This is a genomic window from Arthrobacter sp. (assembly GCF_048266065.1).
In the GTDB taxonomy this organism is placed as follows: Bacteria; Actinomycetota; Actinomycetes; order Actinomycetales; family Micrococcaceae; genus Arthrobacter_H.
On sequence record NZ_JBLXAH010000004.1, the window covers coordinates 257,978 to 273,619 of the forward strand.

Annotated in this window: 13 protein-coding genes; 5 read left to right on the top strand and 8 right to left on the bottom strand. The window is 68.3% G+C overall.

All coding sequences use genetic code 11. The features are described from left to right. Positions 1 to 173: 173 nt before the first annotated feature. Genes ACN0TP_RS08655 through ACN0TP_RS08665 form a run of 3 tightly spaced genes read left to right on the top strand, consistent with a single transcriptional unit; the run spans position 174 to position 2,842 of the window. Positions 174 to 1,079, top strand: coding sequence for an ABC transporter substrate-binding protein (locus ACN0TP_RS08655; RefSeq protein ID WP_417218449.1), 906 nt, complete (start codon positions 174 to 176; stop codon positions 1,077 to 1,079). A 6-nt stretch (positions 1,080 to 1,085) separates the two neighbouring features. Continuing rightward, entirely contained in the window at positions 1,086 to 2,078 is a 993-nt protein-coding gene (locus ACN0TP_RS08660) for an amino acid ABC transporter permease (protein WP_417218450.1), read from the top strand. Positions 2,079 to 2,089: 11 nt separating this feature from the next. Further along, positions 2,090 to 2,842, top strand: coding sequence for an amino acid ABC transporter ATP-binding protein (locus ACN0TP_RS08665; protein WP_417218561.1), 753 nt, complete (start codon positions 2,090 to 2,092; stop codon positions 2,840 to 2,842). Positions 2,843 to 2,859: 17 nt separating this feature from the next. Here ACN0TP_RS08665 and ACN0TP_RS08670 read toward each other — a convergent pair whose 3' ends face one another. Then, the gene (locus ACN0TP_RS08670) at positions 2,860 to 3,903 is read right to left on the bottom strand and encodes a Gfo/Idh/MocA family oxidoreductase (RefSeq protein WP_417218451.1); all 1,044 of its coding nucleotides are present in this window, start codon (positions 3,901 to 3,903) and stop codon (positions 2,860 to 2,862) included. Between the two features lie 127 nt (positions 3,904 to 4,030). On the opposite strand from ACN0TP_RS08670, the gene ACN0TP_RS08675 reads away from it, so the two are divergent. Beyond that, complete coding sequence (locus ACN0TP_RS08675) at positions 4,031 to 4,441, top strand: LapA family protein (RefSeq protein WP_417218452.1); 411 nt, start codon at positions 4,031 to 4,033, stop codon at positions 4,439 to 4,441. On the opposite strand, the gene ACN0TP_RS08680 is transcribed toward ACN0TP_RS08675, so the two are convergent. The 6 genes from ACN0TP_RS08680 to ACN0TP_RS08705 all read right to left on the bottom strand — a co-directional run bounded on the left by ACN0TP_RS08680 (position 4,438) and on the right by ACN0TP_RS08705 (position 13,473). Beyond that, positions 4,438 to 5,616, bottom strand: coding sequence for a DUF4232 domain-containing protein (locus tag ACN0TP_RS08680; RefSeq protein WP_417218453.1), 1,179 nt, complete (start codon positions 5,614 to 5,616; stop codon positions 4,438 to 4,440). The two genes, ACN0TP_RS08675 and ACN0TP_RS08680, sit on opposite strands and share 4 nt — an antisense overlap. A gap of 45 nt (positions 5,617 to 5,661) precedes the next feature. Continuing rightward, positions 5,662 to 7,254, bottom strand: a complete 1,593-nt coding sequence (locus tag ACN0TP_RS08685; protein ID WP_417218454.1) for a GMC family oxidoreductase — start codon at positions 7,252 to 7,254, stop codon at positions 5,662 to 5,664. Positions 7,255 to 7,295: 41 nt separating this feature from the next. Beyond that, the gene (locus ACN0TP_RS08690; protein ID WP_417218455.1) at positions 7,296 to 8,813 is read right to left on the bottom strand and encodes an aldehyde dehydrogenase family protein; all 1,518 of its coding nucleotides are present in this window, start codon (positions 8,811 to 8,813) and stop codon (positions 7,296 to 7,298) included. A 2-nt stretch (positions 8,814 to 8,815) separates the two neighbouring features. After that, the gene (gene betT / locus ACN0TP_RS08695; protein WP_417218456.1) at positions 8,816 to 11,050 is read right to left on the bottom strand and encodes a choline BCCT transporter BetT; all 2,235 of its coding nucleotides are present in this window, start codon (positions 11,048 to 11,050) and stop codon (positions 8,816 to 8,818) included. A gap of 169 nt (positions 11,051 to 11,219) precedes the next feature. After that, positions 11,220 to 12,401, bottom strand: coding sequence for an NAD(P)-dependent malic enzyme (locus ACN0TP_RS08700; RefSeq protein WP_417218457.1), 1,182 nt, complete (start codon positions 12,399 to 12,401; stop codon positions 11,220 to 11,222). 229 nt (positions 12,402 to 12,630) lie between these two features. Continuing rightward, complete coding sequence (locus tag ACN0TP_RS08705; protein WP_417218458.1) at positions 12,631 to 13,473, bottom strand: carbon-nitrogen hydrolase family protein; 843 nt, start codon at positions 13,471 to 13,473, stop codon at positions 12,631 to 12,633. A gap of 34 nt (positions 13,474 to 13,507) precedes the next feature. Between ACN0TP_RS08705 and ACN0TP_RS08710 the strand changes: the two genes are divergently transcribed. Further along, positions 13,508 to 14,164 carry a GntR family transcriptional regulator gene (locus ACN0TP_RS08710; RefSeq protein WP_417218459.1) on the top strand — a complete coding sequence of 219 codons (657 nt, stop codon included), beginning with the start codon at positions 13,508 to 13,510 and terminating at the stop codon, positions 14,162 to 14,164. 39 nt (positions 14,165 to 14,203) lie between these two features. Here the strand turns inward: ACN0TP_RS08710 and ACN0TP_RS08715 are convergent, their stop codons facing one another. Further along, positions 14,204 to 15,565 (bottom strand): MFS transporter, encoded by a 1,362-nt coding sequence (locus ACN0TP_RS08715; protein ID WP_417218460.1) that lies wholly within the window; start codon positions 15,563 to 15,565, stop codon positions 14,204 to 14,206. Positions 15,566 to 15,642 lie beyond the last annotated feature (77 nt).

Here is a 15,642-nt window from a genome sequence, read left to right on the forward strand (position 1 = left end):
GCCGGGTCGACCACCGGGGCCGGAACTGCATGCTGGTTTCCGGTATCCCCATCCCCCGCCCCCGCCCGGCTCCATCGTTGCCGCAAGGCTCCACCAGCCGGGGCACATCACCCGCATTTTCCGCTGTTCCCGCCTTCACCGTCGAAGCGGGGCCTTCACCTCGAGGACAGACCATGAGAACCCGATTCGCCCTTCCCGCCCTGACCGCCGCCGCCGTCCTGCTGATGACCGGCTGTGTGGACAACAGCGGAGCCGACGCTCCCCAGGGGGAGGCCACCGGAAGTTCGGCGGCCGTGACCGTGAAGAAGAACGACGAGCTGGCCGCCCTGCTACCGGAGAAGATGCAGAAGGCCGGCGTGCTCAATGTGGGCATGGCCAACAACTACCCGCCCAACGAGTTCAAGGACGGCAACGGGGACCCTGCAGGATGGTCCGTGGACCTGACGAACGCCATCGGCGCCGCCCTGGGCCTGAAGGTCAACTTCGATATCGGAACGTTCGACAACATCCTGCCCGCCGTCAATGCCGGCAAGGACGACATGGGCATGTCCTCCTTCACCGACACCCTCGAACGCGAAAAGCAGGCGGACTTCGTGAACTACTTCTCTGCCGGCATCCAATGGGCGGCGCCGGTCGGCAAGACGGTAAACCCGGAGAATGCGTGCGGGCTGAAGGTCGCCGTGCAGGCCACCACCTACGAGGACACCCACGAGGTCCCCGCCAAATCCAAGGCCTGCGTGAAGGCGGGCAAGAAGCCGATCGAGATCTTCAAGTACGACGCGCAGGACCAGGCGACCAATGCGCTGGTCATCGGACAAGTCGATGCGATGAGCGCCGACTCACCCGTGACCCTGTACGCGATCTCGAAGACCAAGGAAAAGATCCAGACGGCCGGTGATGCCTTCGAGGTCGCCCCCTACGGCATCCCCGTCGCCAAGGACAGCGCCTTCACCCCGGTGCTGCAGAAGACCCTCCAGTCGCTGATCGACGACGGGACCTACACCCGGATCCTTTCCCAGTGGGGTGTCGAGAGCGGCGGGGTCGAGAAGGCCGCCCTCAACGTCGCCGCCGAGAAGTAGGCAACGGTGAGTCCCGACCCCCGGCCGGCCGCCGGGCACCCGGCCACCCCGGGCGCCTCCTCCGCCACGCCTGCGACGTCCGAGGGCGAACCGATCCGGGCCATACCGTTGCGCCACCCCTGGCGGATGCTCGTGGCCGTCGTGCTCATCCTGGCGCTGGCCGTCTTCGTGATCGACGCTGCCCAGCGCGAGGACTACGGGTGGGCGGACGTCGGCAAGTACATCTTCGACCGGCGCATCAGCGCCGCCGCCCTGGTCACGTTGCAGCTGACCGTCTATTCGATGGCCATCGCGATCGCGCTGGGGCTGCTATTGGCCATCATGCGGCTCTCCCCGAACCCGGTGGTCAAGAGCGTTGCATGGCTCTACCTGTGGATCTTCCGCGGGACACCCGTGTACGTCCAGCTGGTGTTCTGGGGCATCGTCGCACTGATCTACCCGGTCTTCACCTTCGGCATCCCGTTCATGGACCCCTGGCTCACGGTGCCCAACGACATCTTCACCAACCTGTTCATCACCGCGATCATCGGCCTGGCCCTGAACGAGGCGGCCTACATGTCAGAGATCGTGCGTGCCGGGCTGCTCTCGGTCGACGAGGGACAGGAGGAGGCCTCGAAGGCGCTGGCCATGTCATGGGGACAGACCATGCGCCACATCGTGGTCCCCCAGGCCATGAAGATCATCATCCCGCCGACCGGCAACGAGGTGATCTCCATGCTGAAGACCACCTCGCTGGTGGCCGCCATTCCGCTGAGCATCGACTTGTACGGGGTCTCCCGCGGGATCTCGGCGGTGACGTTCACCCCGGTGCCGCTGCTGATCGTCGCATCCATCTGGTACCTGCTGTTCACCTCGCTGCTGATGATTGGACAGCATTTCATCGAAAAGCGCTATTCCCGCGGATCCGGCCGGCGCAAGGACACGGCCGGCCCGGTTCCGCCGGGGGCCGCAGCCGCCACTACGGCGCCAACGGGCAACGACATAGGAGGCAAGGGATGAACGACGTCGCCATGGTGCACGCCGACAGGGTGTCCAAGAGCTTTGGCAGCAACCAGGTCCTGCGCAGCATCAGCCTCACGGTCAACACCGGGGAGGTGCTGTGCATCGTCGGTCCCAGCGGGTCCGGCAAATCCACGTTCCTGCGCTGCATCAACCACCTCGAGCGGGTCGATGCCGGGCGGCTCTCCGTCCAGGGGCAGCTGGTGGGTTACCGGCAGAAGGGTGAAAAGCTCTATGAGCTCCGCCCCAAGGAGGCGGCGTTCCAGCGCCGGGAGATCGGCATGGTGTTCCAGCGGTTCAACCTCTTCCCCCACCTCACGGCATTGGAGAACATCATCCAGGCCCCCATGCGGGTCAAGAAGCTCTCCAAGGCCGCGGCGACGGCCCGCGCCAACGAGCTCCTGGCCCGGGTCGGGTTGGGTGACAAGGGGGACCACTTCCCCGCGCATCTCTCCGGCGGGCAGCAGCAACGGGTCGCCATCGCCCGCGCCCTGGCCATGGACCCCAAGCTGATGCTCTTCGACGAGCCCACCAGCGCGCTGGACCCCGAACTGGTCGGCGAGGTGCTGGAGGTGATGAAGGAACTGGCCTCGAGCGGGATGACCATGATCGTGGTCACCCACGAAATGGGATTCGCCCGGGAAGTCGCCGATTCCCTGGTCTTCATGGACGACGGCGTCGTCGTCGAATCAGGCGATCCGCGCCAGGTGCTGACGGCTCCGGCGCATGACCGGACGAAGGCCTTCCTCTCGAAGGTCCTCTGACCGACGCCGGATCCCGGTCAGGACCGGTCGGAGCGGTGGATCCCCTCGATGATCTCCAGCACGGTGATCGCGTCGGCCGGGTCCACCGGAAGCGGGCCCCCGCCGTGCACCGCTGCGGCGAAACCACTGTAGAACGCCGGGTAGTCCCCGGTCTCGGAGGGTACCGGCTCCAGCGCGCCGGGCACCCCGAGGCGGCCCCATTGGTCCCGGGGCACCTGGCCATAGCCGGGATCGGCGGGTGACGCCCCGCCGTCGAGCGCTGCCTCCTGCCCGTCCAGGCCCCAGACCTCGTAGCCGGCCTCGGTGCCCAGCACCCGGAAACGGGGCGCGGGGACGGCGAAGTGCAGGCCCAGGGAGAGGTGGGAGTCCACCCCGCTGGCGTGGCGGATCGCCACGAACGCGTCCTCGTCGGCATCCGATGCCCCACCGCTGAGCCTGCGGGTTTCGCCATGGACGGAGGTGGCGGGGCCGAAGAGTGCCAGGGCCTGGTCGATGACGTGCGTGCCCAGGTCGAACAGGATGCCCCCACCGCCGGCCAACCCGGCCGTGTCCTTCCAGTCACGCAGGCCAGCGGGCTTCCAGCGTTCAAACCGGGACTCGAACGTGTGCACCGTACCGAGCGAACCGTCGGCGACGAGCCGTGAAACCGTCAGGAAATCCGCGTCCCACCTGCGGTTCTGGAACACGGAGAGCATGACGCCGGCCTGCCGGGCCGCGTCGAGCACCTCCTGGCCCGCGCGGCTGCTGATGGCAAAGGGCTTGTCCACCACCACGTGCAGGCCGTGGCCGATGGCGGCCAACGCCAGCTCGGCATGGGTGGCCGGCGGGGTGCCGATGACCACGACGTCGAATTCATCGGCGCGGGCGAAGAGGGCGGCGGCATCGGGCAGGATCCGAGCGCCGGGGTGCAGCGCTGCGGCCCGGGCGGCGCGTTCGGGGTTGCCGGTGACGATGGCCGTCAGCGAGTAGGCGGGGTCGGCCTCGATCAGCGGGGTGTGGAAGACCCGGCCGGACAGGCCGAACCCGATGACGGCTGTGCGCAATGGTCGGCGCTGGTCCACGGTGGCTCCTTCGGGTCGGATACGGCCAAACACTACCAATGCTGCAGCACCCGGGCTGCCACGGACCGTATGCTGTTGCCCAGAACCCCGGTGGTTGGCCCACCCTACGTCGAGGAAAGGCATGCACATGTCGAAGGACCCCCACAAGAACCCGACGCCGCAGCAGGAACCGCTTGAGCCCGTCACCGGAGACCACTCCGGCGGGACCGTCTCCGGACGCCCCGCAGCCGATGCGACCGGTGGGGGTGCCCCCGCCGAGGATCCGATGCGGGTCACCCGCAGCGGCGTGATGTGGACGGCCACGGTCCTGGCACTGGTGCTGCTGGTCCTGCTGATCATCTTCATCGCGCAGAACACCAACACGGTGGACCTGCAGTACTTCGGCCTGAAGGGCACCGTCCAGCTGGGGTTGGCGCTGTTCGTGGCGGCCGTGGGCGGAGGCATCGTCGTGGCGATCGCCGGGGCGGCCCGGATCGTCCAGCTGCGCTCCATCGCCCGCAAGGGCAAGGCCACGCCGAAGACCGCGAAGAAGCGCTAACCGCCCGCCGACCAGGCGGTGATCGCCACGGCGCTTCCGTCGAGGATGTCGAGGCCCGGGCCACCGGCGTCGGGACCTGCCGGAAGCCGCGTCCGGTCGGTGCCGGCGTAGGGGGCGATGAGGATCGTTCCGGCGGTGGTGTCGCCGGCAGCTGCCATCGCATTCCACCCGAGCATCGCCGTGGCTGATGCACCGGGTTGCAGCACGACCGCGGACGGGCCAGGGTCGGTGGTCATGAATGAGCCGCCCCGGTAGAACAGCACGTTCATCGCATTGCCCTGGGGGTCGTCGAAGGCCACATCCGGGTAACCGCCCAGCCGGCACGGGCGCGACGAGGTGTTCGTGGTGCGCAGCTCCTGGGAGCGGTGGCCGGTGGCGGCGTCGCCCGCGCCGAGCACCGTGTGCACGTCGCCGCCCGCGCACCAGTTGCCTCCCGCAGGATGGAGCGAGCCCGGTGCCCCGTCCTCGATCGCGTAGGACACGGTGGGCTGGCCGATGGGAACCGGCGCCGGAGCCGGTTCCGCCGTCGGCGGCGGCTGGGGCGTCGCGGCCCGGTTGGCTTCGGACGCCAGTGGAAGAGCGGCCAACAGGAGTGCGGCGCATCCCACGGCCGGAAGCAGCCGCAGGACGGCGACCGCGCGGCGGGAGACGGTGCGGCGTCGGTGCATCCCGCGCCCGACGGCCGCCGCGACCCAGGCCGGGGCCCACCCCCACGCCAGTCCCCAATACGCCCCCGCCCCGACCGCTGGCTGGACATCGCGTAAGAGGAAGGCCAGCCGCGCCGGCGGCCAGTCCGCGATGATCCCGCCGACGGCCCACAGCAGGCCCAGCCCGGCCGAGGCGGCCACCAGGCACGCCCAGACCGTCCAGAACACCGGCGTCCGTCCGGTCCGCGCGATGGCGGCCAGCGCAGCGGGCACGCAGCCCAGCACGATCGTCCCCAGCGCGAGGGCCGCCGCGAGGGGGACCAGGAACTGCCACGGTGTGGCGGAGGCGGCGATCCAGGACGGCCCGGTAGCGGGCAGCAGCGGCAGGACGGCCGCCGTGCGCGGACCTGCGCCGACCGTGGCCGCCAGGTGGTTGATGGCGCTGGTGGCCAACCACGCGGCGACCGTTGCCAGGGCCGCGACGAGCCCGATCGTCGGGCGGGTGATGGCAGGTCGCGGCGAGGTCATGCCCCCGAGCCTACCGAGGGCATGACACGGCCGGGGTGTCGCGGCTCAGCCCCGGCGGGACTCGCGGATCAATTCGGCACAGCGTTCGCCGATCATCATGGTGGTGATGTTCGGGTTCACGGTCACCAGTTCAGGCATGACCGAGGCATCGGCGACGCGCAGTCCGGTGACCCCCTTGACGCGCAGTTCGGGGTCCAGCGGCGACATCGCATCGTCGGCGGCACCCATCCGCACGCTTCCGGCCGGGTGGTAGACCGTGTTGTGGGTGCGGCGGATGTAGTCGGCGATCTCCTCATCACTCTGCGCCTCGGTGCCCGGGTAGAGCTCCTGGCCCGCCCATTCGGCCATGGCCGGCTGGGAGACGATGTCGCGGGCCTTGCGGATGCCGGCGACCATGACGCGCATGTCGTGGCCCTCCTCGTCGGTGAAGTACCGCGGGTCGACCATGGGCTTGTCGCGGTAGTCGCTGCTGCGCAGGCGCACGGTCCCCCGCGACTTGGCATGGGTGACGTTCGGGGTGAGGCAGAAGCCGTTCTCCGTCGTCGGATACCCCTGGCGCAGGGTGTGCATGTCGAAGGGCACCGATCCGTAGTGCATCATCAGGTCCGGCCGGTCCAGGCCATCGGTGGTCTGCGTGAAGACGCCGATCTCCCACCACTGGGTCGATTCGGTGACCATCGGCTTCTTGGCTTCCCACTGGATGACACCCTCGGGGTGGTCCTGCAGGTGCTCGCCGACGCCCGGCGAATCCACCCGGACCGGAACCCGGTGCTCCTTCAGGTGCGCCGCCGGGCCGATGCCCGAGAGCATCAGCAGCTTGGGCGAATCGATCGCACCGGCGGAGACGACGACCTCGTGGCGGGCGTTGAGCTTCAGGGTCTTGCCGAAGGCATTGTCCACGACGCTGACACCGGTGCACCGGTTGTCCTCGTCGAAGTCCAGCACCCGGGCGCGCAAGCCGGTGAGCAGGTGGAAGTTCTTCCGGTCGGAGATCGGGTGGATGTAGGACACCGAGCTGGAGGAGCGGGTGCCATCGGCCCGGCGGTTGATCTGGAAGAAGTTCGCACCATTGGTGACGGTTTCGTTGTTGTTGAACTTCGCGCGCGGGATCCCAGCCTGTTCGGCGGCATCCAGCAGGGCGACGCCGCTGGGGTCGGCCGGCGGGACGTTCATCAGGTGCACGGGTCCCGAGTCACCGTGGTGCGGTGCCTGGGGGCCGGCGTCCTCGTTGGTCTCCAGCTGCCGGTACAACCGGTACGCGGTCTCGGAGTTCCATCCCGTGGCGCCGAACTTCGTTTCCCACTCGTCCAGGTCCTCGCGCGGGGCCCAGAAGGCGATGCACGAGTTGTGGCTCGAGCAGCCGCCCATGACCTTGGCGCGGGCATGGCGCATGAACGAATTGCCGTTTTCCTGCGGTTCGATGGGGTAATCCCAGTCGTAGCCGGATTCGAGCAGCTCCATCCAGCGGTCCAGTTGCAGGATCTCGTCGATGCCGCGGTCGTCGGGGCCGGCCTCCACCAGGGCGACCTCCACTGAGGGGTCCTCGCTGAGCCGGGCGGCGACGGCGGCACCGGCGGAACCGCCGCCGATGACGATGTAGTCGTAGCTGGAACCATCCAGCGTCTCAAAATCTGTCATGTCTGTTCTCTCCTTGTTCAGGATCCGGGGGGGAAAGGGGATCAGGGCCGCTCGGCGAACCAACCGGTGACCGCCGGGGCGGTGTTCTGGTAGATGTGCTTGGCCTCCTGGTATTCGCCCAGGCCCGTGGGTCCGAGCTCGCGGCCGACACCCGACTGCCCGAAACCTCCCCATTCGGCCTGGGGGAGGTAGGGGTGGAAGTCGTTGATCCAGATGGTGCCATGGCGCAGCCGCCCGGCCACCCGCTGGGCGCGTCCGGCGTCCTGGGTCCACACGGCCCCGGCCAGGCCGTAGATGGTGTCGTTGGCGATGGCCACGGCCTCGTCCTCGGTGGAGAACGTCTCGACGGTGACCGTCGGGCCGAAGGCCTCGTCGGTGACCACCGACATGCCGCGGGTAACCTGGTCCAGGATGGTCGGCAGGTAGTAGTGCCCCTCGCCCAGCCCGGCACCGTCGTCGTTGGTGGCCGCGCGGCCACCGGTGCGCAGCCGGGCACCCTCGGCGACGCCGCGCTTGACATAGGCGTCGACCTTCTCCAGCTGGGCAGCGGAAATCAGCGGGCCGGTCTCGGCGTCCTCGTCGTAGGGTCCTCCGAGGCGGATGCCCTCGGCCCGGCGGACCAGTTCGTCGACGAAGCGTTCCGCGATGGATTCATGGACCACCAGCCGGGCTCCTGCGGAGCAGACCTGGCCGGAGTGGACGAAGGCGCCGTTCAGGGCGTTGTCCACGGCGGCGTCGAAGTCGGCGTCGGCGAAGACCACGTTGGGGTTCTTCCCGCCGAGTTCCAGGGCCACCTTCTTCACAGTTGCCGCGGCACTGGCTGCGATGACGCGTCCGGTCACCAGGCCTCCGGTGAAGGAGACCATGTCGACGTCGGGGTGCGAGGACAGCGGAGCACCGGCGCTGGCGCCGGCCCCGGTGACCAGGTTCGCCACGCCGGCCGGAAGCCCGAGTTCGGCGAAGACGTCCATCATGAGGATCGAGGTCGAGGGGGTCAGCTCGGCGGGCTTGAGGATGAACGAGCAGCCGGCGGCCAGGGCCGGGGCCATCTTCCAGGCCGCCTGCAGCAGCGGGTAGTTCCACGGGGTGATCATGCCGCACACGCCCACGGGTTCGTAGGCGATGCGCGAAACGACGGTGTTGTCGCCCGCGTCGACGATGCGTCCGGCATCCTGCCCGGCCAACCGGCCGAAGTACTCGAAGCAGTTGGTGATGTCGTCCATGTCGATGCGGGACTCGAGGATCCGCTTGCCGGTGTCGCCGGTCTCGGCGCGGGCGAACTCCTCCTTGCGCTCCCGCAGCCGGGCGGCGACCTTGAGCAGGAAGGCACCGCGCTCCGGGGCGGGGACCGAGGACCAGACGCCGGAGTCGAAGGACTTCCGGGCCGCCGCGATGGCGCGTTCGGCGTCGGCGGCCCCGGCCTCGGAGACGGTGGAGACGTGGGTGCCGTCGGCGGGGCAGATGATGTCGCGGGTTTCCCCGGACGCCGCGGGCTCCCACGCCCCATCGATGAAGAGCGTGTTCACATCGGGGTACGTGGTCTGCGGGATGGCTGGCATGGTTACTCCTTGTCGGGGATGCTGGTGGACCCGCGGGGGTCCGTCGGGTCGGGGGATGCGGTGGAGGACGAAGCCGCCGTCTCGATCTGGTGGTCGGGTCCGGCAGCTTCCTCGACCATGGTGAAGTCACCCTCCCAGTCGGTGATCTCGTCGGTGTCCTCGGAGATCCTGCTGCCGCCGATGCCTCCGTTGTTCTCGTGCAGGAAGGCCATGTGGACCTCGTATTGGTCCAGGACGTCGGCGATGACCTGTTCGCGGCTGCAGCCCAGCAGGTCATATCCGTGGCTTCCCTCCAGCGAGAAGACCTCCATGCGGTAGTACTTCTCCGCCTTTGCGGAGGCGGTGGCATAGGTGGGCACATCCAGCTGGACGGGGAAGATCTGGTACTTGAAGGCCCGTTCGTCACCGTGGTGGACCACCAGGTTCACCGAGTCGATGCCCACCAGTTCGACGGTCTCCGTAGCCAGCGTCGCCTCGATGCCCTGGGCGGCGAACTCCTCGCGCATCTCCTCCAGCGCCGGGCGGGCCACTTCGGTGATGAATCGTTGGGCGGAGCGCTTGCCCGGGTAGCTGACGGCCCGGGAGAGGCGTTGGCGCCACCCCCTGCGCGAATCGCCGGCATGGGTGCGGGAGGCCAGCACGCCGTGCAGCCCGGCGCGGAAACTGCCGGCCAGGGCGTTCTCCACGCGGAGCGCCTTGTACAGGCCCAGCATGATGAACACCAGCACCACCGAGAAGGGCAGGCCCATGATCACCGTCGCGTTCTGCAAGGTGGTGACGCCGCCGACCAGCAGCATGGCCAGCGTCAGCAGGCCCGTGGCCACCGCCCAGAACACGCGCACCCATTTGGCTGCGTCCTGTTCGGGGTCCTTCAGGTTGGACGTGAAGTTCGCCATGACCAGGGCTCCGGAATCGGCGCTCGTGACATAGAACAGCAGTCCGGTGAAGGTGGCGATGGCGGCGCTGAAGGGAACAAAGGGATATTGCTCCAGCAGGGCATAGAAACCCTGTTCCGGGGTGTTCATGGCGACGTCGCCGAAGGCCTGGTTGCCGCTGATGACCAGGTCAAGCGCGCTGTTGCCGAAGATCGAGATCCACAGCAGGATGAAGGCGAAGGGCACCACGAGCACGCCGACGACGAATTCGCGCAGCGTGCGCCCGCGCGAGATGCGGGCCAGGAACAGGCCCACGAACGGTGCCCAGGCAATCCACCAGGCCCAGAAGAACAGGGTCCAGCCGTTGAGCCAGGCGTCGGGCCGGTCGTAGGCGAACGTGTCCAGGGCCATGGAGGGGAAGCGCGAGAGGGTGTCGCCGATGTTGGTGATGATCCCGTCGAGCAGGAACCGGGTCTTGCCTCCCAGCAGGACGAAAAGCATCAGCGCAATGGCGAGCAGGACGTTGAGCTCGGAGAGCCGGCGGATGCCCTTCTCGACGCCGGTCAGGACGGAGATGGTCGCCATGATGACCGCCAGCGCGATGAGCGAGATCTGGGCGCCCTTGCTCTGGGGGATCCCGAACATGAACTCCAACCCGAAGTTCAACTGGGCGACGCCGATGCCCAGGGACGTGGCAATGCCGAAGATCGTGCCCATGACGGCTGCGATGTCCACGACGTTGCCCATCCAGCCGTGGATCCGCTTGCCGAGGATGGGGAACAGGGCCGAGCGGATGCTCAGCGGCAGGTTGTGGCGGTAGGCGAAATAGGCCAGCGCCATGCCCATCAGCGCGTAGAGGCCCCACCCGAGGATGCCGTAGTGGAACAGGGTCCACACCAGTGCCTGGCGGGCGGCTTCGGCGGTGCCGCCGTCCCCGCGCGGTGGGGACAGGAACTGGGTGACGGGCTCGGAGACCGAGAAGAACATCAGGTCGATGCCGATGCCTGCGGCGAAGAGCATGGCCGTCCAGGTGAACAGGTTGAAGGTCGGACGCGAATGGTCCGGCCCCAACCGGGTCTTGCCGACCTTGCTGATGGCCACCGCAATGACGAAGGCGAGCACCGCCACGACGATCAGCGAGTACCACCAGCCAAAGGACTTGCCGACGAATTCGACGCCGGCGCCGATGACGCGATCGGCACCGGGCTGGTCGATCATGGCCCACAAGGCGATGGCCAGGACCGCGGCGGCGGCACCGAAGAACACGATCCTGTTGATCGGGCTCCGGTCCTGCGGTTGGTCGGAACCGGCCGTGTCGGCGGGCGGTTCCAGGACAGATTCAGGCGGATTGCTCGAAGTCATATCCTGCACACTAACAAGCTGGGGTCTCCGCGCCCGCGGGCACGCGCATATTAACATACGAATCGAGTGACCAACCCCACAATTGCCGTGATGTGCCGGCAGTTCACGGCTCGGTGGCGCGGGGGCCTGTGGCGCGGGCAGGCACCTGGGTGCCCGCCCGCGCGTCGTGCTATTGCTGGGAAGCGGCACCCACCGCCGCGGCGACGGCGTCGGCAACCCGCGGATCCAGCGGCGAGGGGACGATGAAGTCCGCCGCCAGGTCCTCGGCCGCCAGATCGGCGATGGCCATGGCGGCGGCGATCTTCATGTCGCCGGTGATGCGGCGGGCTCCCGCATCGAGGGCGCCGCGGAAGATGCCCGGGAAGGCGAGCACGTTGTTGATCTGGTTCGGGAAATCACTGCGCCCGGTGGCCACCACGGCGGCGTAGCGGGCGGCGACGTCGGGCATGACCTCCGGGTCCGGGTTGGACAGGCCGAAGATGATGGCGTCCTCGTTCATCCCGGCCAGGTCCTCTTCGGCGACCGTCGAGGAGGAGACGCCCACGAACGCGTCCGCCCCGTCAAGGGCCTCGCGGGTCCCTCCCATGATGCCCTCGCGGTTGGTGACGGCGGCATACTTCGCCTTGATCGGGTTCAGGTCGTCGCGGTCACGGTGGATGACGCCCTTGGAGTCGAGCAGGATGACGTCGCCGACTCCCACGTTGACCAGGATGTCGGCGATGGCGATGCCGGCGGCTCCCGCACCGGAGACGACGACGCGCATTTCGGAGAGCTGCTTGCCGACGACCCGTGCCGCGTTGGTCAGGGCGGCGAGGACGACGACGGCGGTGCCGTGCTGGTCATCGTGCATCACCGGGCAGTCGAGCGCCTCGATGAGCCGCTCCTCGAGCTCGAAGCAGCGCGGTGCCGAGATGTCCTCGAGGTTCACCGCCCCGAAGCTCGGGCGCAGGCGGATGAGCGTCTCGATGATCTCGTCGACGTTGGTGGTTTCCAGGACGAGCGGGATGGAGTTGAGCCCTCCGAAGTTCTTGAAGAGCGCCGATTTGCCCTCCATGACCGGCAGTGAGGCGGCGGCGCCGATGTTGCCCAACCCCAGGACCGCTGTCCCGTCGGAGACCACTGCCACCAGGCGCGAGGCCCAGGTGTGGGTGGCGTGCTTGGCAGGGTCGGCGGCGATGGCGCGGGAGACCTGGGCGACACCGGGCGTGTAGGCGATGGACAGGGCGCGCTTGGAATCCAGCGGCATGGTCGATTCCACCGAGAGCTTGCCGCCGATGTGGGCGGAGAAGATGTCTTCTTCGCTGATGGGCGCGGTGGATGAGGTGTTTTCTGGGGTCGTCACGATGGACATGGGAATGCTCCTGGTGAAAGTCAGCTGATCTGGAAGCGGGCGTGGCACGGATTCCGCGGGCTGCGGCACCGGTGACTGGGTCGACGTGCGGCGGGCAGCCAGCCCTGCTCTGCGGAGGCCGGCCAGGGGTGTTGGCTCGCGGCGCTTGCGCAGTGGTCAGTACTTTCTTTAGACCGTTGCATCCACAGTAGGGCATGACCGGGGCCCGCCCAACCACTTGCAGCGAACTTTACGGATGCACCGCCGTCGTGCCCGGGGCCGCGGCGGAGCCCGCGGCGTCGATCCGGCGCGTGTTGGCCAACACCGGGAGTTTCCCGCGGGCATCCCCCAGGCTTGCCACGTCCAGGTCCGCGATGGTCAGCGACGGTGTCGGCGGTGCGGCCGCCAGCGTCTGGCCCAGCGGGGAAATCGCCGCGCTGTGTCCCACCCCGAGCGGGGTGCTGCCGGCGGCCGGCTTCCCGCTGGCCGCCGGGTCCGCCTGGTCGCAGGCGACGACGAAGGTCGTGGTGTCCAGGGCACGGGCCCGGATGAGGGTGTCCCATTGGCCGGCCTTGCCGGGGCCGTCGCCCCAGGAGGCGCAGACGATGTTCACGGCCGCCCCCGCTGCGGCGTTGGCGCGGTAGAGGTCGGGGAACCGGACGTCATAGCAGGTCGAGAGCCCGAAGACGGTGCCCTCCACTTCGAAGGTGGCGATCGATTCCCCGGCCGTCACCGTGTCGGATTCGGCGAACCCGAAGGCATCGTAGAGGTGGATCTTGTCGTAGGAGGCCTCCACCCCGGGGCCGGTCGCGAGCAGGGTGTTGCGCACCCGCCCGTCCTCTCCGGGCGTGAACATCCCGTGCACGATCACGATCCCGAGCTCGGCGGACAACGTCCGGACCTGCTGCGCCCACGGCCCGTCCAGGGGTTGGGCGATCTCGGCCAGCGGGTTGCCGAAGGCGCACATGGTGGCCTCGGGGAAGACCACGACGGCGGCTCCGGCCTCCCGGGCACGCCGCGCGTGGTCGCTGACGAGTTCGAAGTTGGCCGGCAGATCGGAGGTTGAATTGATCTGGGCAATGGCGATTTTCATGTGGGTCCTCCCGAACTTGTTATATACCTTGTGTATGCCAAAGACCCCGCCCCCGGCCACCTCCGGCCGAGACAAAGCCTACGATTACCTGCGCGAGCACGTCCTGGTGGACGCCCGGATGCAGGGTCGGTTCCTGAATGAAAAGCAGCTGGCCGAGGAAATCGGCGTCTCCCGCACCCCGGTTCGCGAGGCGCTGCTGTTGCTGGTCGCCGACGGGCTGGTGGAGATGATCCCCCAGCGCGGGGCGCAGATCCCGGTGCTGTCGGGCCGGGACATCTCCGAGCTGATGGAGATGCGCCAGGTCCTGGAGGTCCACGCCGCCGAGGTGGCGCTCGCCTCCGGGAATCCGCCCGTCGCGGAGATGGAACGGATCATCGACGAGCAGGAGGCCCTGCGGTCCGCCGACGGCGAGGACAACGCCCAGGCCTTCATCGAACGCGACGCGGCGTTCCACCAGGTCCTCATCGACTCCGCCGGCAACGCCCTGATGTCAGCCACCTACAACAAGCTGCGCGTACGCCAGGTCCTGGTCGGGGTGGCGGCCCTGTACCGCTCCGCCGACCGCCAGCTGCATGTGTGCACTGAACACCGTGGCATCGTCGAGGCCCTGCGCGCCGAGGATGCCACGGCGGCCCGGGCCGCCATCGTCAGCCACCTGGCCGTCACCCGCGACGTCCTGCTGCGCGCCTGAGCCGCCGGGGCGCCGGCCCGGCACCCCGGCGGCCTGTCCTTACCGCACCGCTTCGGCGATCGGGCCGCCCGACGCGGCGACATAGGCATGGTCCTCGTCGGTATTCGAGTCCCGCCCCAGTGCCAACCCCACGAGCGTGAGGGCACAGGCCAGGGTCAGGTAGAGCGCGACCGGAATCCAGCTGCCGAAGGCATCGAGCAGCACGGTGAACATCAAGGGCGCGATGGCACCGCCGATGACCCCGGCCAGGGTGTAGGCCAGTGAGCTGCCGGTGGAGCGCAGGCGCGGGGAGAACTGCTCGACGACGTAGGCCGCCTGCGGCCCGTACATGAACGAGTGGCACAGCAGGCCCAGCACGATGCCGACGATCAGCATGGCCTCCGACTCGCCCTTGAGCACGGCAAAGAAGACGAAGGTCCACACCACCGCGGCCACCGCCCCCGCCGCGTAGAGCAGCCGGCGGTTGATCCGGTCCGAGATGGCGCCGGCCAGCGGGATGAGGAACAGCTGGCAGAACGAGCCGATCATGACCGCTGCGAGCACCTGGTTGCGTTCGAACCCCAGGAACGTGATGCCGTAGGTCAGGGTGAAGACGGTGAACAACGCGTAGACCACGTCGGGGCCGACGCGGCTGAGCACTGCGGCGACCAGCGGGCGCAGTTCGGTGGTCAGCACGTCCCGCACCGGGCTCTGCGGACGGTCGCCACGGGCCTCCATGGCCCTGAAGACCGGGGTGTCCTCCAGGTGCAGGCGGATCCACAGGCCGAAGGCGACCAGTACCGCTGAGAGCATGAAGGCGATGCGCCAGCCGAAGGAGAGGAACTGCTCCTCGGACAACATGAGGGTCAGCAGGGCCAGGGCGCCGTTGGCCAGCAGGTTGCCGGCGGGCGGGCCGATCTGGGCGGCAGACGCCCAGAATCCCCGTCGTTCCGGATCGCCGAACTCGCTGGAGAGCAGGACGGCACCGCCCCATTCCCCGCCGACGCCAACGCCCTGGGCGAAGCGGAGCAGGACCAGGATGATCGGCGCTGCCACGCCGATGCTGGCGTAGCCGGGCAGCACGCCGATCAGGAACGTGGCGACGCCGATGAGTGCCAGCGTGATGACCAGGATCTTCTTGCGGCCGATCTTGTCACCCAGCCGGCCCAGGACGATGCCACCGACGGGCCGGGACACGTAGCCCACCGCGTAGGTCGAAAAGGCCAGCAGGGTCCCGGTCATCGGATCGGACGCCGGGAAGAAGATCGCCGGGAAGACGATGGCTGCGGCTGCCGAATAGACGGCGAAGTCGTACCACTCGAGGGCGGTTCCGGTCAGCGACGCGGCAAATGCCTTGTAGAGACCTGGAGGGGCTACGTAGGTTCCCGCCCCGTGGGGCAGGGTGTCTGGACGTGTCGCCATGATGTTCCTTCTGGATCGGGGGGTGATTTCCACCACAATAACACCTAGTGTATACATTAAGCATACGAACTTGCGAT